Origin of the sequence: Nonomuraea sp. NPDC050227 (assembly GCF_044459705.1) — a bacterium.
Taxonomy (GTDB): Bacteria; Actinomycetota; Actinomycetes; order Streptosporangiales; family Streptosporangiaceae; genus Nonomuraea.
Genome location: NZ_JBITJF010000004.1, coordinates 662,052 through 685,387, shown reverse-complemented (window position 1 = coordinate 685,387; position 23,336 = coordinate 662,052). Strand labels below are relative to the sequence as shown.

The window sequence follows — 23,336 nt, the reverse complement described above, 5'->3', positions numbered from 1 at the left end:
GCGCCTGCCTGCCGCCCGTGCGGTAGCCGGCTGCGGCGCCGGCGGCACCCCGACAAGCCCGCTCCCGCCGGACGACCGGCGGCGGGCCCGGCGGTCATGCTTTCCACGTCGACGTCCAGCCGAAAGGAACCCCATGTTCATCGACCACCTGCTCGCGGCCCAGGCCGACCCCGTCGCCGCGTACGCCATGACCACCGGCCGGATGTGGTCCCTGATCGCCGCCGGGCTGGGCCTGGCCGGCGTCGCCGTCGGCGGCCTCGGCCTGGCCCGCGCCACCGGCCGCCTCCGCCGCCGCGCCACCGCCGGCACCGGCACCGGCACCGCGACCGTGGCCGCGACCGGGAAGCGGGGGGCCGTCGTCGCCCTGGCCGCGGGGGTGACCGGCATCGTCATCGGCGGCTGGGTCATCGGCGCCGCCAAGGGCGGTCCGGGCACCGGCTACGGCATCGTCGGCGGCTATCTGGACCTGATCCTCGGCCTGGCCGCCGTCGTCCTCGGCGTCCTCGTCCTGAACCGCGCCCGCCGCACGACCTGACCGCCGAACAGCGCGAGTCCCGACCGACTGACCATCCGCCCATCCGCCCATCCGCGACGCCCGTCCGCCCGTCCGCCCATCAGGACGCCGGCCCGCCGGGACGATCCGCCGGGGCGTCAGGAGGGCAGGAGGGCGTGGGAGAGCTGGTCGGCGCTCCAGTTCTCCCACTGCGCCGGCGTCCAGCCGCACTCGCGGGTCATCACCAGGAACAGGTCCGGTGACAGCAGCCCGACGGTGATGTCGGTGGCCCGCTCGGCGGTCAGGCCGGGCCGCAGGGCGTGCAGGCGGTCGAGGATGGCGACGACCTGCCCGTGGGCGGTGTGCCGCTGCTCGCTGTTGACGGCCCACTGGGCGGCCATGTCGGCGTCCGTGGCCGCCGCGTCGCGGACCACGGCCAGGACGGGGGCGACGCGGCCGAGGATGACGCCGCTCTGGTGCACCCACCCCCGCACGACCTCCCTCGGGTCCCGCGACGCCTGCAAGGCCGCGAACCACGGACGTTCCAGCAGCGGCACGGGCTCGTCGTCACCGGCCGAGGCGACGTCGACCACGTGCTTGAGCAGCCCGCTCTTGGTGCCGTAGTGGAAGTACACCGTCTGCACCGAGACCTCGGCCGCGTCGGCGACCTGCTGGAAGGTCGTGCCGGCGTAGCCCCGCACGACGAACAGCCCCTGGGCGGCGTTCACGATCCGGCTTCTGGTCTGGGCCGAGCGCCGCTTGGGGCTCTTGACGTCATCCATCGATTTAGAGTACCACTTTAGAGTAGCACTTTAGAGTGAAGCTACAAAGGGTGGTGAGGCATGACGTCCATCGCGATCCGGCTCCACACGCTGCGGAGACGGCCATGAGCGCGCTCCATCTGCCGGCCGGCGGCGGCGCCGTCCACCCGTTCCTCGGCACCACCATGACCGTGAAGGCGGGCGGGCCGGAGACCGGCGACCGGCTCACCGTCATCGAGCAGGAATGCCCGCCGGGCTTCGCCACGCCCCTGCACGTGCACCGGGACGACGACGAGGCGTTCTACGTGCTGTCGGGGACGGCGCGGATGCACTGCGGCGAGCGGTCATGGCAGGTCGCCGCCGGGGCCTTCGTCCTGCTCCCCCGCCGGGTGCCGCACGCCTTCGCCAACGTCCAGGACGCTCCTCTGCGTCTGCTCCAGCTCACCTGGCCCGCCGGATTCGAACACTTCGCCGCCGAGGTCGCGGCCGGGGACGTCGATCCCGGCCATCTGGCCGAGGTCGCCGCCCGTCACGGCTACCAGGTCATCGGCCCGCCCCCGGACACCGCCGTCCGCCCCCCGGCACACCCCCCACGCCCCGAGGAGTCCTCATGAATGGCGTCCGCAAGACCGCCGGCGTGCTCGTGTCCGCCGTCGTCCTCACGTCGTCCGTCACCGCGACGGCCGGCGCGTCCGCCCTGGAGCAGAAGACGTACGTCTGGCGCGGCTACCTCTCGGCGGGCCAATGCACGATCGAGCCCGGCGCCACCTGGACCCTGTACTCCAACGGCACGGCGCGCCTGGACGCCACCGTCTCCAGCCTCGGCGACGACGACGCCTGGCTGATGTGGGCGCACCTGAAGGACGGCGCCGGCGCCCTGCTCGGCGACATCCGCGTGTACGGCAGCACCAGCACCAAGTTCGTCAAGAACCTGCACGACCGCCGGACCTATCGCTGGATCGCCAAGGGCCAGTTCGACCCCGACCTGTTCGACCTGGTCAAGCGCATGTCACTGAGCAAGCACTGCTGAGCCGCCCGAACGCTCCCGCACCAGGCCCCACCAGGCCCCACCGCACGCGCGCCGACACCTTCGACGAGAGGACGCCCATGAGCCGCGCAGCCTCACCATCCCGAACCGGCACGGCCGCCGCCCTGCTCGCGGCGACCTTCTGCCTCGCCACACCGGCGCCCGCGGCGGCGGCCGGCAGCGCGTGCGACCCGGCGCTGGTGGCGCCGTCCGGCAGTCTCATCGGCGGCCTGTGGCGCTCCAACGGCGGCGAGCGCAGCGTGTACGGCTGCCCCACCACCAAGGAGTACGGATACCCGGACAAGAAGGGCTCCTGGCAACGCTTCACCAACGGCAAGATCGTCTGGTCGCCGAACCTCGGCGACGGCGCCCTGGTCCGCGTCTACCGGAAGGGCCAGAACCTCGTCTTCAAGTGGAGCGGCCTCGGCCGCGACTGGGACTTCTTCAACGTCCGCTGGAGCAAGGACGGCGGCAAGGCCACCCAGGTCCGGACGGGCCGGCTGACCGCCTGGAGCGGCCAGTACGTGATGGCCCCCTACGTACGGGACGGCGTCGGCACCACGACCAACGGCCACGAGGTCAACACGTTCGCCTTCGTCGTCCAGGGCTGCGACCGTGCGACCTTCGGCTCCGACTGCGGCCCCTGGAGCATCCCCACCTCCATCGGCCTCGCCCACTGACCAGCCTCGCCGCGGGGACGGCCGGAAGCGTCGCCCGCGCCCGCGCCGAACGTCCGTTCGCCGCTCATCAGGGCAGGCGGGCGTGTTCGGCTCGGGTGGCGGCGATCCGCTCACGCGCGAGCGTACGGGCCCGTTCGGTGTGGTCGCCGGTGAGCCGGGCGAGGATCGTGGCGAGCGGCCTGATCTGGCCCCAGCCGCCCCAGTGCCCCTCGGGAATCTCGGTGGGGAACACCCAGATCCGGCTGGCGTCACGCGGCCAGGCGCCGTTCTCCGCGTCGAGGATCGCCTCGGTGACCTCGGCGATGACGCTCGCCCGCTGCTGCGCGTCGAGCTGGCCCTCGGGGACGGACGGGACGACCTTGTAGCGAGGTGCGTCCGCGGGTTCTCCGCCGACGTAGACGCCGGCCGGTCGGTGCAGCCAGAGCCAGGAGACGGAACGGCTCACCGGGTCGGCGGGGTCGAATCCCTCGTTGCGGATGAGGATCTCGGTGATGCGGTTCAGCAGGGCCGCCTCGGCGTCCGGCTGGAGCGCGCCGTCGGGAATGTACACGTCGAGCATGGGCATGGTCGCTCTCCTTCTGAGTTTAATTCTTCAACTCAGGCCGGAGTCTACGAGGGCTGAGTACAGCTTGTAAACCCAGATGGGTACACTCACCCCATGGAGACGCGGCGAATCGACCCGGTGAACTGCTCGGTGGCGCGCGCCCTCTCGGTGGTCGGGGAGCGCTGGTCGCTGCTGATCGTTCGTGAAGCGCTGGACGGCGCGCGCCGGTTCGGAGAGTTCCAGTCCCGCCTCGGGATCGCCAGAAATCTCCTGGCGACCCGGCTCGAGACCTTGGTGACCGCGGGAGTGATGCGCCGCGCGCCCTACCAGGATCCCGGGGATCGGCAGCGCTTCGCCTACGAGCTCACCGAGCAGGGCCGGGCGTTGCGACCCACGCTCGTGGCGCTCCTGGAATGGGGCGACACCTACCTCGCCGATCCGCAGGGCCCGTCGGTCATCGTCCGGCACCGGCCCGTCGACGATGCGAGCTCCTGCGACGAGCCGGTCAAGGTCGTCCTCGAGTGCGCCGCGGGGCACCGCCACCTCGCCCCGGAAGACGTCTGCCGCACGCCCGGGCCAGGCGCGCGCTTCGTGGAGAGCTCCTGAGATCCCAGGATCGCACTGTCCCTCCCGCGAGGACGGTGGCGTCAGTGCGACAGCGGCGCATCCGTGGTGTCGACCAGTTCGCAGTCGACCACCGGCCCCTCGGCGACGCGCGCCCAGATCCCGGCGACGTTCCTCTCCTCGCTGACACTGAACTCCAGCACGCCCGTCTGCCCCTCCTTGATCACCTTGGGGTCGATGACGAAGCCGGCCTCATGCCCCTCGGGCGGCGGGAACACCGACAGCGGCGCCTCCTCCTGGCTCAGGAAACGGGCCGCGCGCGGCTCCGGGCCGCACTTCTTGCCGTCGGGCACGTAGCTGACCACCACGTTCGCCCCCAGGCCCCGCAGCTCGGCCTGCAGCCCCTCGGGGTCCTGCGCCTCGCTGATGCTGATGTCGATCAACCCGTCGGACGCCCTGGACACCGCGTACGCCGGCCCCCCGAACAGCAGCGGGACGGCGACGGCCACGGCGGCCGCCAGCGCCCCGACGGGAGCCAGCAGCCCGACCCGGGACGGACGAGTACGGGGCGCCTTCTCGATCTCGGTCATCACGAACTCCTTGAGCAGTTGGCGACGGCCCTCGGGAAGATCACGCTCAACCGGCACGTTCATCGGATCTCCTCCTTGGCAGGGCCTCGGTCACCTGTTACCTGTCGGCTCGTCCCGGCGAGTTCCCCGAATCCTGCGATTTCTCCGCGTTCCCCGGGTTCCCCAGGTTCCCCGCGTTCCCCGTGTTCCGTGAGTCCGTCGCGTTCCGCGAACTCGGCGAGCTTCCTGCGAGCCCGCGACAGGCGGGACCGCACGGTGCCCACCGGCACGCCCAGCGCCTCGGCGGCCTGGGCGTAGTCCAGCGCGGCCCAGACGCACAGCGCGAACACGTCCTGCTCCTGCTTGCGGAGCCTGCCGAACGCCCGCCTGACGGCGGCCAGCCGTTCGGCGTCGTCGATGCGCCCGACCACCTCCTCGGCGAAGTCCGGCACCGACTCGCCCTTGGGGATCCTGGCCAGGGCGTCGTCATGGCGGCGGGCGGCCCTGCGGACGTTACGGGAGACGTTGGTCGCGATGCCGAGCAGCCACGGCCGCAGCGAGCCGCCCTCGGGATCGATCTTCGCGCGTAATCGCCAGGCTTCCAGGAACGTCAACGCCATGACGTCCTCCGCCTCGCTCCAGTTGGCCGTCAGGCGGAAGGCATGGTTGTAGACGGCCTTGGCGTACTCGTCGAAGAGTCGCGAGAAGGCCGCCCGATCCCCAGCTCGGATCCGGGCACGCATCGACATATCCACATATCAGTACTGTCCGCCCACCACCCCGAGTTCCCGAACACCTGCCACATCCTCGGCCGCGTGGTCCTGACCGCCACCGCCGAGCCCCCGCCGGCCCGCGACCCCCGATCGACGCCGTTCGACGGCCACCTGGAGGAACGGACCGATGCCCGCACGCCGCACGGAGAGGGCATCGGCCGATCCTGACGGTCGCCGTCGACGGCCGGCTCCACCGGTGAAGGGCTCCCGACCATGACCGAGGGCCTTCACCGGCGTTTCGTCGCCTTCCGGGTCAGACGCGGCGCTCGTCGACGCCCACGGCGCCGACGCCCGTGCCGAGCCGGCCGCAGACGCCCTGCGACTGGCCCGAACGACCCGGCGGGAGATCGACCCAGTCGCCGACGACGTCGGGCGCCCAGCCGCAGGTGATCACGGCCCGGAACCGCCAGGTCTGGCCCGTCGGGTTGCTGCACATCGCGATGCCGAGGTAGTTGTCGTTGTTGTGGACGAAGGTGTCGCAGTCGAGGACCGTGGCGGCCGACGCGGGCGCGGTGAACCCCAGCGACAGCAGGGCGACGGACCCGGCGACGACCGCCGCGACATGCCTTGTCTTGCGCAATGCCCCTCCTGAACGAATGCTTGCCTGTCACTTACCGTCATGCAGCGTACGCAAAGAGTGGCGGCGGCGGAAGGCGCGGTCTCGTCAGGAGTCGCTTCCCCGGGATGTCGGCGGGGCGGGGCGTTCATGCCGTGTTGGTCGGCGAGGGCCACGATCGTCCGTTCCCCTGCCACGGCTGGTCGCCGAAGGCCGGGGTGAGCTCGTACAGGAGCCGTTGGGGGCCCTGGTAGAAGGCGGCCAGCAGCGGGGGCTCCGCCTCCAGTTCGGCGGCCAGGACGTCGAGCGCGGCGGGCAGGTCGACGTCCGCGGTCGCCACCGCGACGCAGGCACAACCGGCCAGTTCGGCGGCCAGCGGCTGGATCGCCCCCGTGAACAGGCCGGCGATCGGGTGCGGCACCACCTCCTGGCGCAGTGCGTCCATGACGAGGGCGGCGATGCTGTGGAGGTGCGGGAAGCGCGCCGCGGTGGCGATCATCGCCTCGCGCACCGGTCCGGCGTCGGGGCCGGGACGGGCGACCACCCGCAGGTGCCGGGGCGTCAGGGGGAGCCAGGTCCAGTCGATGGTGTCGGCGTCGGCCACCACGACGTCGTCCCGATCGTCGGTCAAGGCCCGCAACGCCGGGACGTCGGCCCCGCCGCACAGCAGAAGCGTCGCCGGGGGCAACATCCGGTCGACGGACGGGAAGAGCGGCGGCGCGAGTGGCGGCGCGGGCGCGAGCCGCGGACGCGCCCCCTCCCCGAGCCCCGCGCCACCAGCCACCCCCAACCGACCCGCCTCCCGCCCCAGAGCCGCGCGACCGGCCACCGACCAGCCTGCCTCCTGACCGAGAGCCGCACCACCGGCCCTCCCCGATCGGCCCGTCTCCTGATCGGCGTCCCCTGGACGGGCCGGGGCGGGCACGAGCCCGGCACCGGCCTGCGGCCACGCGCGCCGTTCCGCCGCTTCGCCGCGCCGGGCGAGCTCTGCGGGCCTGTAGCGCGGGGCCGGCCCTGGGTGTTCGTCACGCAGGGTCGGCTCTGGGGGTTCGTCGCGCGGGGCCCGCTCTGGGGGGCCGTCGCGCTGGGCGAGTTCGGCGGGTTCGTCGCGCCACGGCGGTTCTATCTGGTCGAGGAGCAGGGAAGGGCCGCCGTGCGCGGCCGGAGCCGGTGTGGGGGCGGAGCCGTTCGGTGCCGGTGCGGGGGTGTTCAGGGCGGCGGCGGGGTGGAGGGGCTCGCCTGGCCGCCAGGGGCCGTCGGCGGCGAGCGGGGAGACGGCGGTGGCGGCGGGGACGATGGCGCGGACCAGCGCGACCGCGTCCTCGCCCGCCCCGCACTCCAGGAAGACCTCCGCGCCACGGGCGGCCAGTCCCCGGACGGCCTGGTGGAAGTGCACGGCGACGACCATGGCGTCGGCGGTGACGGCGACGGGATCGTCGTCGGGGGTGAGCAGACGTCCCAGCGTCGGCGAGAACACCGGCCAGCGCGCCGGAGCCGTCCTGACGCCGGGCATGCGCCCTTTCAGGTCGGCGGCCGCGGCGGCGACCGCGGGCGTGTGGGCGGGGTGCGGAACCCGGAGAACGGCGCTCGCCCAGCCCAGATGTCCGGCGATCCGGGCCGCCTGCGGCATCAGCTCGCGCGGCCCCGACAGGATGCACCGCCGCGGCGTGTCGTCGCAGCCGACCACGAGATGGGGATGGTCGAGCAGCGCGACCAGGTGCCGGGCCTGCACGGCCGAGACGTCGAGGGACATCATCGCGCCCGGCCAGCCCAGGCCGGTCAGTGCGCGGCTGCGCGCGCAGGCCAGGCGCGCCCCGTCGCCCGCGCTCAGCACCCCGGCGGCGACCAGGGCCCACAGCTCCCCGAGGCCGTGGCCCACCAGCGCGTACGGCTGGAGCCCCTCCCGTACGAGGGTGTCGAAAGTGGCTAACGACACCGCCATCAGGGCCAGGTAATGGCTCTCGGGGCCGGGCGGGCGGGGGGCGTCCGGGGTGAGGAGGTAGTGGCTGAGCGGTGGCGAGCCGTACTCGGCGGCGGCCGCGTCGATCTCCGCCAGGAGCTCCGGGACGGCCGGCGTACGGGCGGCCAGGGGCGCCAGCACCCCGGCGGCGGGCATGGCTACGCTGCCCGGGAAGACCGCGACGACTTTGCTGCGCATGTAGTCCCTTCCTGGAGGCGGGGCTTTGCGGCGCACGGGAAAGGACCGGCGAAGGGCGCGTTCTTGGCGAACTGATCGTGCCCGTCGCCGGTGTCCGTCCGGCCGAACGACTGATACCGCTCGCACACGATAAGTAGTCGTGTCATTGCGACACGTCACCCTATCGACGGAGAAACTCGCCTATAGCCGTCCGCACCTCTTGCGATCGGGCCCCCGAAGTGTGCACCCGGCTCGCGGCATCACTTTGAGTGATTGGTTAGTCACTTATGGCGGCCGGGATTCTGGGGAGCGCGTCCGTCCTGGTGATACGAACGGGTGGGTCAGTGCGACCCGGGGGGTGCGCGATGGAATTCTGCCCGGACGAGCTCGGCGGCGGCCACGGTGACGACGGACGAGCCGGGCCCGCCGCCGGGCGCGGGGTGCTGCACGGCGCGTTCGCGGTGCTGGAGGAGCTCGCGCGGGTGGAGGAGGCCGGGCTGACGCAGCTCGCCGTGGCCACCGGCCTGCCCAAGGCGACCGCCCACCGGTTGTTGTGCCGGCTCACCGACCTCGGCCTGGTCCACCGCGAGGACGGCGGCCGCTACCGCATCGGCACGCGGATGTTCCGCTGGGGTCAGCGCTGGTCACCGGCCCAGGTGCTGAGCACGGCCGCCGTGCGGCCGCTGCGCCGGCTGGCCGCCGCCGGATGCGCGGTGACCATCGCGGTCAGGGACGGCGACGACGTCATCGTCGTCTCGGGGATCGGCGACCCGGCCGTGGACGAGGTCTTCCGCATGCGTCCCGGCCTGGTGCTGCCGGTGGCCAGCGCCGCCGAGGTCGTGCTGGCGGTGGGCAACCCGGTGTCGGGCCGCCGTCCCGATCCCGGTCGGAGCCTGCCGGAGGGGCACTCCCCGGCCGAGTGGGCGCGGCGGGTCGGCGACGCCCGCGAGCGGCGGGTGGCCTTCGACTTCGAGGCGGCCCTGCCGCCCCTGGGCTGTGTGGCCGCCCCCGTGCGCGCGCCGACGGGGGCCGTGGTGGCCGCGGCGGCCGTCGTGGTGGTCGGCACGAACCGGCTGCCCTTGCTGGCCGACGCCGTACGCGAGACCGCGGCGTGCATCAGCGCCAATCTGGCCCGGGTGCCGGGAGCGGGCCGTGCCCTGAGCCTGCTGGCCGCCCCGGAAGGCCCGCCACCCGGCCGGTAGATCGCCACCGACCGATAGGCCCGCCACCCGACCGGTAGGTCGCCCACCGTCCCAAGGCCATGAGCCATGCACCCAAGAGGCCATGACCGGCGGCCGTCGCCGCCGGTCACGGCCGGGCGGTCCGGCTAGGCGTCGAAGTCGATGACCAGCCGCCCCAGCCGGGCGCGCAGCGGGACGCTGTCGGCGTGCGCGAGCCGCTCGCCCACCGGGATCCGCTCCGGCGCACCACCCCCGGCCGCGTCGATGACGACCGTCTCGTCGGCCGTGCCGGGGTCGGTGCGGTAGCGTTCGCGCTCCTCGACCAGGAGGCGGTACTGCCAGACGATGTCCAGCACCGCCGGCGGGATCACCGCCGACCACTGGTAGCCGGCCCCGGCCGTGCCGCAGGCCAGTTCGGCCTTGATCGGCGTGTCCGTCCAGTCGAGCTCCTCCGCGCTGGTGAAGGGCCGCCGCTGGACGGTCGCGGTGACGCGGTGGCTCGCCGCGACCCCGGGCAGCCCGGCACCGGCCGACGCGCCGAGCTCGGTGGCGGCGGCGGGCCCGGCGAGGACGACGCGCAGCCCCCCGCCGGACACCTCCTCGACCGTCAGCGTCCGGCGCGGCACGAGCTGCGCGAACTCGGCCTGCACCACCGGCGACAGCTCCAGCCCGGCCAGCGCGTGCGGCTGGTAGCGGGCCAGGGCCAGGCGCAGGTACGGGAAGCAGGCCGACGCCTGGCCGGCCGTGCCCAGGTCCACGTCCACGTCGGCGAACCACAGGCGTTTGGCCGCGTCGTACGACGGCTCGTACGCCACGACGGCCCCCATCAGCTCGCGCCCCTCCCCCGACTCGGCCAGTCGCAGCCCGACGGCGGTGACGGGGCCGGGGAAGTTGCCGGGAGCGGGCGGGGGCAGCACGGTCGCGTCCGACCAGACGGGGTCGGTGCCCCACCGGGTCGCCAGCCGGCCGGGCAGCGCGTCGCCCCCGGGCGGGTCGAGGACGACCGCCAGCAACTCGTCGTCGCCGGAGGAGAACCACGGCCGGTCGAGGTGGACCCGGACGCCGGCCCCGTCGCGTACCGACACCAGACGCCGCTCGCGGCGGTCCTCCTGCCGGCTCCATCGGAAGGTGGGCAGCAGGTACGACGGCTTCGGCGGCTCCGGCCGCCTGCTCGCGGGCACCGGCCAGCCCCGCCCGGACGGTCCGGCGCTCGGCTCGCCGGCGCTGGTGACGAGGCCGGGATCGGCGGTGATCGACGGGTGGAAGTACTCGCGGAACCGGGTGGTGGCGGTCGGCCGGTAGGCGACGTTGCGGTGCAGCGTGTCGCCGAAGTCGTGGCGGACCGGGGTGGCCGAGTGCGGCAGGCGCACCTCCTCGCGGTCGGCGGGGGCCAGCTCGACCCGGCCGACGTGGGCGTGCTCCCTGATCCGGCGGGGGGCCGGTTCGGTGACGTCGTCGATCCAGCGCGTCCAGGTGGCGTCGATGTCGACGTGCCCGGTGCTGCGGGGGTGTGCGCGCAGGGTGCCCCGCAGGTCGGCGAAGGTCTGTTCGGGGTCGCGGGCGAAGTCCAGCCCGGCGAGCGCGGGCGGTGACAGCGGGCGTTCGACGGCGTGCACGAGGCGCAGCTCCGTGTACGGGGTGAGCAGCCAGTTCAGCCCGGCCACGGTCTCCTCGGCGATCAGCTCCCGCTCGGCGTCGGTCAGGTCGCGCCAGAAGTCCGAGACGAGCAGGCGCTGCCAGACGGGCAGCAGGGCGAGATCGGCCGCGGTGAGCCGGCAGCTGAGCCGTACGGTCGCCGTCTCGGCCTTGGGCAGGTGGACGGTGAGCCGGCGCGGGACGTCCTGCCATCGCGGCGGCCCGTCCCCCTCCTCGATCCGCAGGGTGAACGGCGCCGCGTCCGGCCAGACGTCGTGGAAGCCGTCGTAGAAGGAGACGGGGTACATGGGCGGCGCGCCCGGCAGGCCGTACAGCGTGACGCCCCTGGCCAGGACGTCGGGCAGGTACGGCAGGATCAGCTCGGCGGCGGTGTGCACGACGAACTCGCCGCGCTTCAGCCCGGCGCCACGCGTCACGGGCAGCTGGGTGACCGGCTCGGGGTCGGCGGCGTCGTGCTTGGCGACCGCGATCTCGCCGAAGAACAGCAGGTCGCGGGTGCGGCGCGGGTCGTCGGCGTAGCTGACCACGGTGTCGAGGAACGTGCCGGCCTCGCGGGCGGCGGCCGTGAAGAACCGTCTGCGCACCTCCTGCGGCCGGTCGCCGCCGATGGCGTCGTCGAACCGGCCGTGCCGCTCGGCCATCTGCAGCGACGTCTTGGGCGGGGCGACGAACCGCTCGTCGTAGTAGACGTACCGGCGGCTCAGCCCGTCGGCGGCGGGCGGGTGGTCGGTGTGGCCGGGGACGTTCTGGCGGTCCAGGGCCCACTCCCAGGCGGGCACGTCCCGTCCGGCGGCCGTGACGGTGCTCCGGATGACCAGGCACTGGCTCGACTCGCCCTCGTTGAACGGCCTGCGCTCGACGATGACGGGCGGCGGCACCGGCTCCCACCGCGAGTACGTGATCGCCCGCGACAGCGCGGACGCGGGCGCCTGCGCCTCCGGGTCCAGGGCGTTGCCCGCCAGGTCCACGACGCGGGCCCGCAGCCGGTAGGTGCGCCCGTACCGGAGCGCCGGCAGCGAGCCGGGCACCGGCGTGAACTTGGTGTCGAGCGGGAAGTTCGCGTCCACCTCCGGATCGGCGACGACCGGCCGGCCGAACCTGTCCAGCGTGCGGCCGGGCAGCGGGGCGGCCAGGCTCCAGCCGTCCCAGCCGAACAGCGCCTGGTGCACGTACAGCTCGTCGGTCCTGGTGGCGTCGCGGGTGACGGCGCTCGCCCGGACCGCGCCCTCGTCGTCGGCGATCCCCTCGATCCAGTACGGCGGCTGCCCGCCGCGGCGGATGAGGTAGGAGCCCCGGCGGCGGCACAGGGAGAGCCAGCCGGTGACGGCGCCGTCCGGGCCGACGATCCCGGCGTCCACGCGGAACCCGCGGACCAGGTGCCCGGCGTGCAGCTCGGGCACCGCGTCGTCCGATCCCCGCTGGTGGGCGGCGTCGTCGCCGATCTGGGCGGCCAGCCAGGCGTCCCGTCCGCGATGGAAGACGGTGAGCCCGGCGCCCTGGAGCGCCGTCGTGCCGGTGCCCAGGTGCTGGGCGCTCGGCTGGCCGCTCGGCCCGCTCAGCCCGTGCATGCGCTCGATCAGCGCGGTGAAGTCGGCCGCCTTGATGGCCGCGCCGTCGACGTCGGCGTCGGTGACCGTCCAGTCGTCGCCGCCGAGGCCGAGCCAGCCGCCCTGGACGGGGTGCCCGGGCGGCGACGCGGCGGTGAAGCGCTCCTCCGGCGCGAAGTCGTAGAGCGTCCACGGCCGCAGCCGGTCGGTGTCGAAAGGCGGGGGCACGTCCTCGAACGCCACCCGGAGCCGTCCGGCGGCGGCGAGCCCCGGGGGCACGGGGACGACGAGGTCGAGGACGAGCCCGAGCCGGCGGCACAGCTCCGGATAGTCGGCCAGGAAGCCGCAGACGCCGTGGAACTCCACGTCGGGCGGCTCCGGCCGGGGCCGCCCGGCTCCCGCGCCCGCCGGGCCGCCGCCGTTGCCGGGGGGCTTGGGCCGGTCGTAGAACCTGACGGCCTCGGCCAGCGCGAACCTCGTCTCGTCGCCCCGGTAGGCCGCGCTCGTCCGGTCGAGGGTGGCCGGGCCGAGCTCGGCGGCGGAGCTCGGGCTCCCGCCGATCATGCCGTCGATGGCCCGGTAGGCGGCCTGGGGGTCGCCGCTGAACCTGCTCATCTCGCCGGCCACCGGGAGTTCGCGGACCAGACCGGTGTACGGCTGACGCCAGGGACGTCGCGGGCGGCCGTCCCCGAGGGCGGCCTCGCCGTTTCCCGGAGGCGTGAGGCGGTCGCTGATCACGGCCTGGCCGATCTGGTCGTACAGCGTGGCGATGCGCTCGTGGACCAGCGCCGCGGGGAACGACCGCAACACCCGCACGCCCGGCGAGCCGCCCGTGACCGCCGCGCCGAGAGCCCCGGCGGCGGCCAGGGAGCGCGACCGCACCGGCGAGGCGGCCGGGAAGAGTCTCCCCCACAGGTCGGAGTCGGGGGCCGGGGATCTCGGGTCGGGGCGCGGGACGACCGGGGCGGCGTGCCCGTCCCACACGACCCGCAGGGCCGGCAGGACCGTCTCGCGCAGCGTCCCCGGCCAGTCGGTGAACTCCGCGACGTCGTCGAGCCGGCCGCGCGGCGCCTCCAGCCGGGGCCCGACGGCGACCGACAGCCGCACCTCGCCCGGCCCGGCCGCCCCGGCCGGCAACGCCGTCCACAGAACCTTGAACGTGCCCATGCGCTCCCCCGTACTCTGTCCGGTCCGTTCGCTCATGTCAGGCCACCGCCGCGAAGGCGCCGCAGTACTCGGCGACCGGGTCCCGTCGCGCGCCGGTGACCGGATCCCGGTACGGCGCCATCATCTGGGCGAAGGTCGCGGCGGAACCGGCCGTCTCCTCGCCGTCCACGACCGCGCCCTCGGCGAGCGCCGCGGCGGCGGTCAGTGACCGGGCGCCGCCGAACCGCTTCTCGCAGCTGATCTCGACGGACTCCTCGAAGAACCCGATCTCGATGGTGATCGTGATCCGCGCCCGGCCGACCGCGTCGCCGCCCTCGTACCCCAGCTCCAGGTAGAGCTCGATGGAGGCGGAGACCAGGCCGAGGACGTCCACCTCGCCGCGGGCGCGGAAGTAGCCGAACAGGACGGCCTGCCCGGTCGCGGCGTCGAGGTGGAAGTAGATCCCGGCCATCACCGACACGCTGCCGCTGGCCACCCCGAAGTCGACGGACGCCGCGGCCCCGAACTCCAGGCCGGCGTCCAGCGCGCGGACCCCGTCGGGCGACAGCACGATCCCGAACCAGCCGCCGCCGCCGAACAGCGAGACGGTGAGCCGGAACGGCGCGTCCCTGCGGCAGAACGCGAACCCGATCTCCAGCGGCCGGGTGCCCGCGAACGGCAGGTCCAGGTAGGCGTTCAGGGAGATGTTCTCCAGGCTGAAGACGCCGATCGCCAGGTTCGGCAGCGGCATCCCGTACCTCGCCAGCACGCCGCGCGGGGAGACGTCGAGCGTCGGCGGGTCGCTGAACCCGTCGAGCGGGATGATCCGGCGCAGCGTCTCGACGAACGACAGCGCCCCGATGAACTCGACGTTCCGGAACGCCACCTCGACGTCGGGCTTCTCGCCGGCCCGCATGGTGAACCTGACCCGCCGGAAGTCCAGCCGCATCGCCTCCAGCACGCCCGGCAGCAGCACCAGGTCGAACTCCTCCAGCGTGCACGTCACGTCGGCGGCCGGGCGGGTGTCGGGCCGCAGCCCGGCGCGCAGGTCCACGACCACGGAGAAGCGGCCCTCGCGCGCCGGGTCGCCGTGGCCGTCGTGCGGGACGAAGACCGGCTGCTCGCCCTCGCGCAACGACCAGGGCTGGATGTCGGGCGTCCACTCCAGCCGGGCGGCGACGGACTCCGGCAGCCGCAGTCCCGCCCTGGCGCTCTCGATCGCCTGCCGCAGCGGCAGCACCCCGGCGGGGGCGTCGTCCCAGATGGCGAGGGCCTGTCGCAGGTGGCCGAGCAGCGTGACGACGGCGTGGTCCACGTCGGCGGGAAGGCCGGCGCCGAGCGCGTCGAGGGCGGCGCCGAAGTCGCGGAAGGCCGCGTCCACCTGGCCGAGGTCGGCCGTCCCCGCGATGAACGCCTCGACGGTGGCGGCGAGGGTCAGCGCGGTGGTCCGTACCCGCCCGGCCGCGGCGGCCACCGCCGGGAAGCGCGCGGCCACGCCGGTGAGCTGGCGTTCGGCGCGGCGCAGGTCGGCGAGGAAGGCGGTGGCGGCGTTGACGGTCTGCGTGACGAACCGCGGCGCCTTCAGCTCCTCGTCCAGGCCGGCCGCCTTGACCAGGGCGGACAGGGGGATGACGCCGAACAGTTTCGCGCCGATCGCGTCGAAGAAGTCCGAGGGCCGGAAGGTGCCGTCGGCGGCCGTCCCGAGCGGGTCGGCCGCCGCGGCGGCGGGTGTTCTGGCGGCGCTGACGGGCCCGGTCAGGCGGGACAGGCCCGCGACGGTGAACGTGGGCGCGGCCAGGCCGCCGGCGCGGTCCCGCTGGTCGTCGAAGTCCATGACCAGCGGGGACGTGCCGGCGACCAGCTCCAGGAAGACCTCGCCGGGGTTGACGGGGTCGCCGGGCCTGTCGGGCGTCCGGTCGAAGGCGGCCACCCGGTAGCGCCGGGCGTACCGGACCGGGCGGGGCCCGGCCGCGCCGGTGAGCCTGCTCACGGCCGGGACCACCGCCGAGGCCCAGCGCAGCACCGGGAGGAAGCCGGGGATCCGCTGGTGGAGCCGGTCGTCGCGGTCCGTCGGCAGGGCGGCCCCCCAGACGAGGGTCGCGGCCTCGACGGTGGTGTCGCCGGGCGCGGCGGGCGCGGCGACGGCGACCCGGGCGCCGTGCAGGGCGGCGCTCAGCCGGTCCGGCGGGGCCTCTCCCGGACCGGGGTCCAGGGCGTTGTACGCCGCTGCCGCCGCCACCAGGTCGGCGCCCTTGTTGAAGTTCTCGGTGAGGAACAGCAGCGGGGTGCTGAACTCGGTCTCCCGTCCGGCCAGGTCGGTCGCGCGCACCTTGAACAGGTACGGGTCCTGGTCGCGGACGGCGGGGAAGAAGGCGTGCTGCCCTTCGCCCACCGGCAGGACGTCGGCGGGCGGGGAGAGGTCGGGGGTGACCAGGGTCAGCAGCTCGACCCGCCGGAACGGGAACAGGGCGTCGAGCCGTTCGCCGTCGTCGTCGCGGCGGGCCGTGCCGGGCGGGAAGTCCCGGACCGGTTCGCGGCAGGTGATGAAGATGCGCTGGGCCAGGTAGGCGGGATGTTCCGGGCGATCTGGGTCGAACTTTCGCTCGGTCACCTCCACCAGGTCCGCGCGGTGCCCGAAGGGGCACAGGTAGCCCGAGTAGAGCACCCGCACGTAGTGGTCGCGGCCCATGGCCGCGCGGTGCCGCCACTGGCTGACGTTGGTGATCGCCGGGCGGGGGTCCCAGCTGCCCAGGGCCTCGAGCCAGCCGCCCAGGGCGGACAGGATCAGGTGGCCGACCTCGACGGGCACCGGCACGTACGGCTGGTGCCCCGGCTCGGTGAACAGCCCGCGGTCGCTGGTGAGGTGGACGAGCGCGGCCCGGTCGGCGGGCGTCAGCGACGTGGGAAGCGGGTCGGGCGGCGGATCGACCGGCGTGTCGCCGGGGAAGTCCCTGGTCCACACGGCCCTGGCCCGTGTGTCGCGCACCCGCGTGTGCCACAGCTCCACCCGGTCCGCGTCGTCGGCGGGGGCCGTGCGGTGGGTCCAGCGCACGTCGGGGGGCGGTGACAGCAGCAGCCGGTACGGCAGCTCGATCGCGGTCCGCGGATCCCCCGCCGGGTCGCGCAGCGGGTCGGCCGGGCCTTCGTCGCCCACCGTGCGCAGCGGCAGCCGTCTCATGGCCTCCAGCAGGCCCTCGGCGGTGTACGGCACCTCGTCCTCGGGCCCCACGACGAAGACCAGCGTGGTGCGCCCGCTGATCCGGGAGACGACGGGAGGCGCCGGACGGGGCCGCACCGGGACGGGATCGGGCAGCCCGGCCCCGGCCGATTCGAAGAACGCCTGCTCCACGATGTGCTGCGCGGCGAACGTGACGACGATCAGCCCCTCGCGCTCCGGCACGGTCCTGACCAGGATCCGGCCGGCCGCCGGGCGCTTGAACGACAGGCCGGGAAAACCGAAGCGCAGATCCGCCAGGTCGGCGGTGCGGACCAGGCGGACCTGCTCCGGCTCCTCCGCGGGACCGGTCAAGGCTTCACCACCCTTTCCCGCTCAGCCGACGAAGGGGGACGCGAAGGCGAACTGCTCCCGGTGGACCAGGTCGGTGACCTGGACGGAGCCCACGGCGCGGTCGAACTGGAAGGGGTTGTTGTCGGGGACGCTCCGCGTGCCGCAGAACGCGGTCTGCCCGTTCTGGAGGTGGATGGCGGTGCACCGGGCGTTGCCGGGGAGCGGGTCGAGCGTGGCGGTCAGGGTCTCGACCTCCACCGCGAAACCCGTGCCGTTGAAGACCTCGGTCTGGGCCTGCTTCCAGGAGGCGCCGGTGCCCCAGATGCAGGCCCGGGCCGACAGGCCGGGGAAGACGGCGCTGGAGACCCAGCTCCCGCACGTCGGGTCGGCCGCGGCCCGGACGCTGCTCGCATCGGCCGCGCCGGCCGCCGTCACCGCCGCCCCCGCCACCACCGTCGCGATGAGGGCCCGGGACAGGGCTCTCGCTGTTCTGTCGTTCATCGTGCTCGTCCTTCCGTGGGACGGTCTGATCGCCCGAGTGATCGTCGCTCTATGTGAGCGATCACTTACAACGCGTCCATGCTGTTGGGGTGGAAGGGCGGCGGGCAACGTTCGGTCCACTCAGTGGACCGGCCGCGCGCGGCGCGTCGGCGCAGCTCACGGGGGTATGGGCCCGGGCATGCCCGAAGGACATCTCATCCACCGGCACGCCGCCGGGCAGCACGCGGACCTGGCCGGGCGGACGGTGCTCGCCGCCGGGCCGCAGGGGCGGTTCGACGCGCGGCCGTGGGACGGGCGGGTGCTGACGCAGGTGGAGGCGGTCGGCAAGCACCTGCTGTACCACTTCGCGGACGCGCCGACCGTGCACGTCCACCTGGGCATGCGGGGCGTCTTCCTGCGGTACGACGATCCGGGGACGTCGCCGCGGCCCGGCACCCGGTTGCGGCTGGCGACCGGCAACGTGGCCTACGACCTGATCGCGCCTTCGCGGTGCGAGGCGCTGACCCGCGGGCAGGTGACGGCGTTGCGGGACTCGCTCGGGCCCGATCCGCTGCGCGCGGACGCCGTGCCGGAGCAGGCCGTGGCCCGGCTGACCGCGTTCGGCGGGCCGGTGGGCGCGGCCGTGCTGGACCAGAAGGTGTGGTCGGGCATCGGGAACGCGTGGCGGGCCGAGCTGCTGTTCCTCGTCGGCCTGCATCCGAACGCCCGCGGCGTCTGCGCCGAGTCCGCCGGGCGGCTGTGGGACACGGCGGTCCGGTATCTCGCTCTCGGCCGGGACGCCGGGCAGGTGGTGAGCGACCCGGACGCCCCCTCCGAGCGCTGGGTGTACCGGCGCGAGCACTGCCGAAGTTGCGGCGCACCCGTGCTGACCTGGCAACTCGCGTCGCGGACCGCATATTGTTGCCCCATGGAACAGCCGGAGCGACCGTGACCGGCCTCCTCGACGTCCGGCGGATCTACGCCGAGCCCGCGGCCGCCGCGCTGCCGCGCGGGCGCGAGATCCTCGCCAGGTTCCCCGGCGCCGAGATCGTCGAGGTCGAGAGCCACCACCGCATCCCCGAGCTGTACGGCGACGAGGCGAACGTGGCCCGCTGGGTGCGGATCAAGACCGAGGCGCTCGTGCTCGGCGTCAAGAAGTCGCTGACCGCCCGGCCCAACGGCCGCTCGGCCGACTTCATCGCGCCCTCCACGGCCAACGGCTGCGCGATGGCGTGCGCCTACTGCTACGTGCCCCGCCGCAAGGGTTACAGCAACCCGATCACGGTGTTCGCCAACATCGACCAGATCACCGGCTACCTGCGGCGGCACGCCTCCCGCCAGGGCGTCAAACCCCGGCCCGACCAGGTCGATCCCCGCCTGTGGGTGTACGACATCGGCGAGAACTCCGACTGCTCGCTCGACGCCACGATCTGCGACAACGTCCGGGACCTGGTCGAGCTCTTCCGCGACCTGCCCAACGCCAAGGCCAGCTTCGCCACCAAGTACGTCAACCGCGACCTGCTCGGCTGGGACCCGCGCGGGCGTACGCGGGTGCGGTTCAGCCTCATGCCCGCCGCCGACTCCAAGCTCCTGGACATCCGCACCTCGCCGGTCGCCGAGCGCATCGACGCGATCGACGACTTCGTCGCGGCCGGTTACGAGGTGCACGTCAACCTGAGCCCGGTGGTGGTCCGGGACGGCTGGCTGGAGGACTGGGCCGAGCTGCTGGAGCGGCTCGACGACGCGCTGTCGCCCGAGGCCCGCGCCCAGCTCGCCGCCGAGGTGATCTTCCTGACCCACAACGACCGGCTCCACCAGGTCAACCTGGGCTGGCACCCGAAGGCCGAGGAGGTGTTGTGGCGGCCCGAGCTGCAGCAGGCCAAACGGTCGGAGACGGGCGGCTGGAACGTCCGCTACCGCAACGGGCACAAGGGCCGCTACGTCGCCGCCCTGACCGGGCTGATCGCCGCCAGGCTCCCCTACTGCCGCATCCGCTACGCCTTCTGACGACTACGCCTTCTGACAGCTACGCCTTCTGACGGGCTGGCCCGGCCTCGGGTCCGGGGAACCACGCGCCGTCCGGGACGCCGAGCCAGTCGTGGGCGGCGGCCAGCTCGTCCACGGCCTGGTGGAGGGCTTGCAGGCCGGGATGGTCGTCGTCGGCGCGCCAGATCATCGTCCAGGGGAACATGGCGACCGGGTCCACGAGCGGGCGCAGGACCGCCCCCGGGATGTCGGGCTGCGTGGTGAGCGTGAGGATGGGCGCGTCGCGGTCGCGGAGGTGCTGGGCCAGCTCGTCGCCGCCGCGCACGTGCGGGTGGGCCAGGGCGGCGTCGACGCCGAAGGGGGCCAGCAGCTGCAGGACGGCGTGCTCCCAGCCGGGCGTGGCGTGGTCGCCGGCGCGGATGCACGGGCTCGCGCCGCGCAACGACTCCAGGGGGATCATGGGCAGCCGGGCCAGCGGGTGACGCTCGGGCAGCAGCACCGCGATGCGCTCGTGGCGTACCGGCCGCCACCGCACGCGGCCGGACGCTCCCAGGCCCGGCGCTCTGACGCCGGGCGCTCCGAGCCCGGACGCTCCGAGCCCGGCCGCTCCGAGGCCGGCCGCTCCGAGCCCGGACGCTCCGAGGCCGGGCGTTCCTGAGCCGAGTGCTTCGGAGCCGAGCGTTCCGGAGCTGAGCATTCCGGAGCCGGGGGGTTCGGGGCTGCGGCCGAAGGTGACGTCCAGGCGGCCGTCGGCCAGCAGAGGCGGAGCCGCTTCGGTGCCGCTGTGGAAGCGGGCGAAGAACTCCACCCCCGGCGCGTGGGCGCGGGCCGCGGCCAGCACCAGGGCAGGGGTCAGACCGGCGCCGACGACGTCGACCGTCAGCGACCTGGGCCGGCCGCGCAGGTCCAGCATGGTGGCGTCGTACAGGGCGAGGATCTCCCGTGCCCGGGTCAGCAGCAGGCGTCCCTCCGGGGTGAGGGCGACCTTGCGGGTGGTGCGCTCCAGGAGCCGGCGGCCCACCCGGTCCTCCAGCTTGCGGACGTCGCGGCTGAGCGCCTGCTGCGCCACGTACAGGCGCTGGGCGGCCCTGCTGAAGTGCAACTCCTCGGCGACGGCCACGTAGTGGCGCAGCAGGCGGATCTCCACGTCGTCCGGCATGCCACCTTCCTACCTGATTCACACTGCCGGCGCGTGAATCGCGTTCGAACAGGTGTTGGACCCGGACGCCGCGCCACCGCAAGGATCAGGACATGGCCGGACGAGGAACGATCACGCTCTGCTACGGGCTGACGGGCGTCACGAACGCGGTGTGGGCCGCCACGCTGCCCGCCACCGACGCGCGCCTCGGGCTCGGGCCCGGCGGACTCGGCGCGCTGCTCATGGTGCTGGCCGCCGGCTCCCTCGTGGCCATGCCGGTGGCCGGACGGCTGTGCGACCGGTGGTCCGGAGGCGGGCTGCTGCGGGTCTGCGCACCGGCGGCGGCGCTGGCGCTGGCCGGCCCGGCGCTGGCTGCCGGTCCCGGGCCGCTGATGGTCTCGGCCGCTCTGCTCGGGGCGCTCTTCGGCCTGCTGAACGTGGCCCTGAGCGTCCAGGCGGTGGCCGTCGAGCGGGGGCTCGGGCGGCCGATCATGGCCACGGTGCACGGCACGTGGACGCTCGGCGCGGTGGCGGGCGGCGCGCTCGTCACGGCGGCCCTGCGTGCGGGGGCCGACGTGCGGGTGCTGATGCTGGTGGGCGCGACAGCGCTGACCGCCGCCATGGCCGCCGTCGGGGGCGCCGCCATGGCGGCCACCCGGGCCACGGCCGGAACCACCACCGGGACCACGGGTGGGACCACCACCGGGACCACGAGCGAGACCGTCACCGGGGGCACGGCCGGGACCACCGTCGAGGCCACCGTCGGGGGCGCTGCCGGGACCACCGTCGGGGTCACCGTTGGGGGCGCTGTCAGGACCACCGTCGGGGCCGCCCGCGGGGGTGCGGGCGGGGTGCGCGGAGCGGAGGGGCGGGGGGTGGCTCGGCTCAGGCCGGGGGTGCTGGCCATGCTGGGCGTGATCGGCGCCGCCGCGTTCGTCGCCGAGGGCGCCGCCACCGACTGGGCCGGGGTGCACGCGACCCGGGTCCTGGGCGCCGACCCGGCCACCGGGTCGCTCGTCTACACCGTCTTCTTCGTGGCGATGACGCTCGTCCGGTTCGCCGGCGACGCCGTCAGGACGCGGCTCGGCGTCCGCGTCACGATCCGGCTGGCCGGCGCGACCGCCACCGCCGGTTACGGGCTCGTCCTGCTCGCGGGCGTCCTGCCCGTGGGGGCGGCCGTCCGGCTGGGCTGCGCCATGGCCGGTTGGGCGCTGTCCGGCGCGGGCGTGGCCGTGGTCTGGCCGGTCGTGGCCAGCCTGCTCGGCACCGTGGGCGGGGCCGCGCGCGGCCTGTCCGCGGTGACCACCGTCAGCTACGGCGGCGGCCTCGTCGGCCCCGCCCTCATCGGGTACGTCGCCACGACGGCGTCGCTGCCCCTCGCCCTGGTGATCCCGGCAGCCCTGGCGCTGCTCGTGGCCGTCGCCGCACCACCGCTGCTGGACGCGGTCGTCACGACCGCGGCCGCGGCCGACCATCCGGCGGCCCACGTCAGGGCCGTCGCTTCCAGGAGGACATCATGACCGCGACCGTCTCCACGACCGTCTCCACGCTCGACGTCCCGGGCGCCCGCCTGCACTTCGAGGTACGCGGCCAGGGCCCGCTCGTCGCACTCGTCGGCGCGCCGATGGACGCCGGCTCCTTCGCCGCGCTGGCCGACCTGATCGCCGGCGACCACACGGTGCTGACCACCGACCCGCGCGGCATCAGGCACAGCCCGCTGGACGACCCCGCCCAGGACTCCACGCCGCGGCTGCGCGCCGACGACCTGTCCCGCCTGCTGGCGCACGTGGACGCCGGTCCGGCCGTCGTCTTCGGCTCCAGCGGCGGGGCCGTCACCGCGCTGACCCTGGCGCAGGCCCGTCCCGAGCAGGTGCGCGGCGTCGTCGCCCACGAACCGCCGCTGATCGAGCTGCTGCCGGACCGCGACGAGCTGCACCGCCAGACCGACGAGCTCATCGCCGCCTACCTGAGCGGCGACGTCGTCGGGGCCTGGGCGGGGGTCATGGGCCAGGCCGGCATCACGGTGCCGGACGGCGCGCTGGAGATGATGTTCGGCGGCCCGCGCGACCCGCGGGACGTCGCCGACGAGCGCCGCTGGTTCGCCCACGAGCTGCACGCCACCACGCACTGGGCGCCCGACCTGGACCGGCTGCGCGCGACGCCCGGTCTGGTGATCGGCATCGGCGAGGAGTCGGCCGGGCAGCTGTGCGACCGCGCCTCCCGGGCCCTGGGGCAGGCGCTCGGGCTCGACCCCGTCCTGTTCCCCGGCGACCACACGGGCTTCGCCGACGACCCCGACGCGTTCGCCCCCGTGCTGCGGGCGGTGCTGGACCGGCTGCGCTGAATCCCGGCGACGACACAGCAGCCCGACCGCCCCCGGCCCGCCGCCGTCATGCCCCCATGCCGACCGCCTCCCCGCCCGGCGGCGCCGTCACGCCGGCGAACCGACCTGGGGCGGGGGGGGGGGGGGCCCCCCGCGCCCGCCCCCCCCCCGGCCGCCCCCCCCCCCCCCCCCCCCCCCCCCCCCCCCCCCCCCCGCGCCGGGCCGCCGCCCCCCCCCCCCCCCCCCCGCCCCCCCCCCCCCCCCCCA

Annotated in this window: 21 protein-coding genes; 11 read left to right on the top strand and 10 right to left on the bottom strand. The window is 74.6% G+C overall.

Annotated features, from left to right (window positions below; all coding sequences use genetic code 11):
* Positions 1-133: 133 nt before the first annotated feature.
* Complete coding sequence (locus ACIBK9_RS20115; protein WP_397160082.1) at positions 134-535, top strand: DUF6223 family protein; 402 nt, start codon at positions 134-136, stop codon at positions 533-535.
* A gap of 116 nt (positions 536-651) precedes the next feature.
* Here ACIBK9_RS20115 and ACIBK9_RS20110 read toward each other — a convergent pair whose 3' ends face one another.
* Positions 652-1,275: a TetR/AcrR family transcriptional regulator gene (locus tag ACIBK9_RS20110; RefSeq protein ID WP_397160080.1), complete on the bottom strand. Its 624-nt coding sequence runs from the start codon at positions 1,273-1,275 to the stop codon at positions 652-654.
* A 104-nt stretch (positions 1,276-1,379) separates the two neighbouring features.
* On the opposite strand from ACIBK9_RS20110, the gene ACIBK9_RS20105 reads away from it, so the two are divergent.
* The 3 genes from ACIBK9_RS20105 (at position 1,380) to ACIBK9_RS20095 (ending at position 2,961) form a co-directional block, all read left to right on the top strand.
* The gene (locus ACIBK9_RS20105; protein WP_397160078.1) at positions 1,380-1,868 is read left to right on the top strand and encodes a cupin domain-containing protein; all 489 of its coding nucleotides are present in this window, start codon (positions 1,380-1,382) and stop codon (positions 1,866-1,868) included.
* A complete protein-coding gene (locus tag ACIBK9_RS20100) occupies positions 1,865-2,284 on the top strand; it encodes a DUF6294 family protein (protein ID WP_397160076.1) in 420 nt (139 codons plus the stop codon). The genes ACIBK9_RS20105 and ACIBK9_RS20100 overlap by 4 nt, the downstream gene beginning before the upstream one ends.
* A gap of 77 nt (positions 2,285-2,361) precedes the next feature.
* Positions 2,362-2,961 (top strand): LGFP repeat-containing protein, encoded by a 600-nt coding sequence (locus ACIBK9_RS20095; protein ID WP_397160074.1) that lies wholly within the window; start codon positions 2,362-2,364, stop codon positions 2,959-2,961.
* A gap of 67 nt (positions 2,962-3,028) precedes the next feature.
* Here the strand turns inward: ACIBK9_RS20095 and ACIBK9_RS20090 are convergent, their stop codons facing one another.
* Positions 3,029-3,526 carry a hypothetical protein gene (locus ACIBK9_RS20090; RefSeq protein WP_397160072.1) on the bottom strand — a complete coding sequence of 166 codons (498 nt, stop codon included), beginning with the start codon at positions 3,524-3,526 and terminating at the stop codon, positions 3,029-3,031.
* Between the two features lie 93 nt (positions 3,527-3,619).
* On the opposite strand from ACIBK9_RS20090, the gene ACIBK9_RS20085 reads away from it, so the two are divergent.
* The gene (locus tag ACIBK9_RS20085; protein WP_397160070.1) at positions 3,620-4,111 is read left to right on the top strand and encodes a winged helix-turn-helix transcriptional regulator; all 492 of its coding nucleotides are present in this window, start codon (positions 3,620-3,622) and stop codon (positions 4,109-4,111) included.
* 41 nt (positions 4,112-4,152) lie between these two features.
* Here the strand turns inward: ACIBK9_RS20085 and ACIBK9_RS20080 are convergent, their stop codons facing one another.
* Both ACIBK9_RS20080 and ACIBK9_RS20075 read right to left on the bottom strand, forming a co-directional pair.
* Positions 4,153-4,722 carry a hypothetical protein gene (locus ACIBK9_RS20080; protein WP_397160068.1) on the bottom strand — a complete coding sequence of 190 codons (570 nt, stop codon included), beginning with the start codon at positions 4,720-4,722 and terminating at the stop codon, positions 4,153-4,155.
* The gene (locus ACIBK9_RS20075) at positions 4,719-5,381 is read right to left on the bottom strand and encodes an RNA polymerase sigma factor (protein WP_397160066.1); all 663 of its coding nucleotides are present in this window, start codon (positions 5,379-5,381) and stop codon (positions 4,719-4,721) included. Before ACIBK9_RS20075 ends, ACIBK9_RS20080 begins: the two co-directional genes overlap by 4 nt.
* A gap of 72 nt (positions 5,382-5,453) precedes the next feature.
* Here ACIBK9_RS20075 and ACIBK9_RS20070 point away from each other — a divergent pair, with 72 nt between their 5' ends.
* Positions 5,454-5,579: a hypothetical protein gene (locus tag ACIBK9_RS20070; protein WP_397160064.1), complete on the top strand. Its 126-nt coding sequence runs from the start codon at positions 5,454-5,456 to the stop codon at positions 5,577-5,579.
* 85 nt (positions 5,580-5,664) lie between these two features.
* Here ACIBK9_RS20070 and ACIBK9_RS20065 read toward each other — a convergent pair whose 3' ends face one another.
* Together ACIBK9_RS20065 and ACIBK9_RS20060 are read right to left on the bottom strand one after the other, a co-directional pair.
* The gene (locus ACIBK9_RS20065; protein ID WP_352327231.1) at positions 5,665-5,991 is read right to left on the bottom strand and encodes a hypothetical protein; all 327 of its coding nucleotides are present in this window, start codon (positions 5,989-5,991) and stop codon (positions 5,665-5,667) included.
* 124 nt (positions 5,992-6,115) lie between these two features.
* Complete coding sequence (locus ACIBK9_RS20060) at positions 6,116-8,125, bottom strand: acyltransferase domain-containing protein (RefSeq protein WP_397160061.1); 2,010 nt, start codon at positions 8,123-8,125, stop codon at positions 6,116-6,118.
* Positions 8,126-8,469: 344 nt separating this feature from the next.
* On the opposite strand from ACIBK9_RS20060, the gene ACIBK9_RS20055 reads away from it, so the two are divergent.
* Positions 8,470-9,306: an IclR family transcriptional regulator gene (locus ACIBK9_RS20055; protein ID WP_397160059.1), complete on the top strand. Its 837-nt coding sequence runs from the start codon at positions 8,470-8,472 to the stop codon at positions 9,304-9,306.
* A 125-nt stretch (positions 9,307-9,431) separates the two neighbouring features.
* Here the strand turns inward: ACIBK9_RS20055 and ACIBK9_RS20050 are convergent, their stop codons facing one another.
* Genes ACIBK9_RS20050 through ACIBK9_RS20040 form a run of 3 tightly spaced genes read right to left on the bottom strand, consistent with a single transcriptional unit; the run spans position 9,432 to position 17,643 of the window.
* Complete coding sequence (locus tag ACIBK9_RS20050; RefSeq protein ID WP_397160057.1) at positions 9,432-13,691, bottom strand: hypothetical protein; 4,260 nt, start codon at positions 13,689-13,691, stop codon at positions 9,432-9,434.
* A gap of 1 nt (position 13,692) precedes the next feature.
* Positions 13,693-17,163: a hypothetical protein gene (locus tag ACIBK9_RS20045; protein WP_397160055.1), complete on the bottom strand. Its 3,471-nt coding sequence runs from the start codon at positions 17,161-17,163 to the stop codon at positions 13,693-13,695.
* 21 nt (positions 17,164-17,184) lie between these two features.
* Positions 17,185-17,643: a hypothetical protein gene (locus ACIBK9_RS20040; protein WP_397160053.1), complete on the bottom strand. Its 459-nt coding sequence runs from the start codon at positions 17,641-17,643 to the stop codon at positions 17,185-17,187.
* A gap of 178 nt (positions 17,644-17,821) precedes the next feature.
* Between ACIBK9_RS20040 and ACIBK9_RS20035 the strand changes: the two genes are divergently transcribed.
* Together ACIBK9_RS20035 and ACIBK9_RS20030 are read left to right on the top strand one after the other, a co-directional pair.
* On the top strand, positions 17,822-18,574 hold the full coding sequence (locus tag ACIBK9_RS20035; protein ID WP_397160051.1) for a DNA-formamidopyrimidine glycosylase family protein: 753 nt from the start codon (positions 17,822-17,824) through the stop codon (positions 18,572-18,574).
* Complete coding sequence (locus ACIBK9_RS20030; protein ID WP_397160050.1) at positions 18,571-19,629, top strand: spore photoproduct lyase family protein; 1,059 nt, start codon at positions 18,571-18,573, stop codon at positions 19,627-19,629. The genes ACIBK9_RS20035 and ACIBK9_RS20030 overlap by 4 nt, the downstream gene beginning before the upstream one ends.
* A gap of 19 nt (positions 19,630-19,648) precedes the next feature.
* Here ACIBK9_RS20030 and ACIBK9_RS20025 read toward each other — a convergent pair whose 3' ends face one another.
* Positions 19,649-20,767: a LysR family transcriptional regulator gene (locus tag ACIBK9_RS20025; protein WP_397160048.1), complete on the bottom strand. Its 1,119-nt coding sequence runs from the start codon at positions 20,765-20,767 to the stop codon at positions 19,649-19,651.
* 92 nt (positions 20,768-20,859) lie between these two features.
* On the opposite strand from ACIBK9_RS20025, the gene ACIBK9_RS20020 reads away from it, so the two are divergent.
* Complete coding sequence (locus ACIBK9_RS20020) at positions 20,860-22,266, top strand: hypothetical protein (RefSeq protein ID WP_397160046.1); 1,407 nt, start codon at positions 20,860-20,862, stop codon at positions 22,264-22,266.
* Positions 22,263-23,090: an alpha/beta fold hydrolase gene (locus ACIBK9_RS20015; protein WP_397160044.1), complete on the top strand. Its 828-nt coding sequence runs from the start codon at positions 22,263-22,265 to the stop codon at positions 23,088-23,090. The genes ACIBK9_RS20020 and ACIBK9_RS20015 overlap by 4 nt, the downstream gene beginning before the upstream one ends.
* Positions 23,091-23,336: the final 246 nt, after the last annotated feature.

What these genes read in the sequence shown, in the direction of transcription:
- ACIBK9_RS20105 (WP_397160078.1), top strand. Translation starts at nt 1,380, where the DNA reads ATGAGCGCGCTCCATCTGCCGGCCGGCGGCGGCGCCGTCCACCCGTTC.
- ACIBK9_RS20100 (WP_397160076.1), top strand. Translation starts at nt 1,865, where the DNA reads ATGAATGGCGTCCGCAAGACCGCCGGCGTGCTCGTGTCCGCCGTCGTC.
- ACIBK9_RS20075 (WP_397160066.1), bottom strand. Translation starts at nt 5,381, where the DNA reads ATGCGTGCCCGGATCCGAGCTGGGGATCGGGCGGCCTTCTCGCGACTC.
- ACIBK9_RS20020 (WP_397160046.1), top strand. Translation starts at nt 20,860, where the DNA reads ATGGCCGGACGAGGAACGATCACGCTCTGCTACGGGCTGACGGGCGTC.
- ACIBK9_RS20090 (WP_397160072.1), bottom strand. Translation starts at nt 3,526, where the DNA reads ATGCCCATGCTCGACGTGTACATTCCCGACGGCGCGCTCCAGCCGGAC.
- ACIBK9_RS20035 (WP_397160051.1), top strand. Translation starts at nt 17,822, where the DNA reads ATGCCCGAAGGACATCTCATCCACCGGCACGCCGCCGGGCAGCACGCG.
- ACIBK9_RS20095 (WP_397160074.1), top strand. Translation starts at nt 2,362, where the DNA reads ATGAGCCGCGCAGCCTCACCATCCCGAACCGGCACGGCCGCCGCCCTG.
- ACIBK9_RS20060 (WP_397160061.1), bottom strand. Translation starts at nt 8,125, where the DNA reads ATGCGCAGCAAAGTCGTCGCGGTCTTCCCGGGCAGCGTAGCCATGCCC.
- ACIBK9_RS20115 (WP_397160082.1), top strand. Translation starts at nt 134, where the DNA reads ATGTTCATCGACCACCTGCTCGCGGCCCAGGCCGACCCCGTCGCCGCG.
- ACIBK9_RS20050 (WP_397160057.1), bottom strand. Translation starts at nt 13,691, where the DNA reads ATGAGCGAACGGACCGGACAGAGTACGGGGGAGCGCATGGGCACGTTC.
- ACIBK9_RS20110 (WP_397160080.1), bottom strand. Translation starts at nt 1,275, where the DNA reads ATGGATGACGTCAAGAGCCCCAAGCGGCGCTCGGCCCAGACCAGAAGC.
- ACIBK9_RS20055 (WP_397160059.1), top strand. Translation starts at nt 8,470, where the DNA reads ATGGAATTCTGCCCGGACGAGCTCGGCGGCGGCCACGGTGACGACGGA.
- ACIBK9_RS20015 (WP_397160044.1), top strand. Translation starts at nt 22,263, where the DNA reads ATGACCGCGACCGTCTCCACGACCGTCTCCACGCTCGACGTCCCGGGC.
- ACIBK9_RS20085 (WP_397160070.1), top strand. Translation starts at nt 3,620, where the DNA reads ATGGAGACGCGGCGAATCGACCCGGTGAACTGCTCGGTGGCGCGCGCC.
- ACIBK9_RS20025 (WP_397160048.1), bottom strand. Translation starts at nt 20,767, where the DNA reads ATGCCGGACGACGTGGAGATCCGCCTGCTGCGCCACTACGTGGCCGTC.
- ACIBK9_RS20040 (WP_397160053.1), bottom strand. Translation starts at nt 17,643, where the DNA reads ATGAACGACAGAACAGCGAGAGCCCTGTCCCGGGCCCTCATCGCGACG.
- ACIBK9_RS20080 (WP_397160068.1), bottom strand. Translation starts at nt 4,722, where the DNA reads ATGAACGTGCCGGTTGAGCGTGATCTTCCCGAGGGCCGTCGCCAACTG.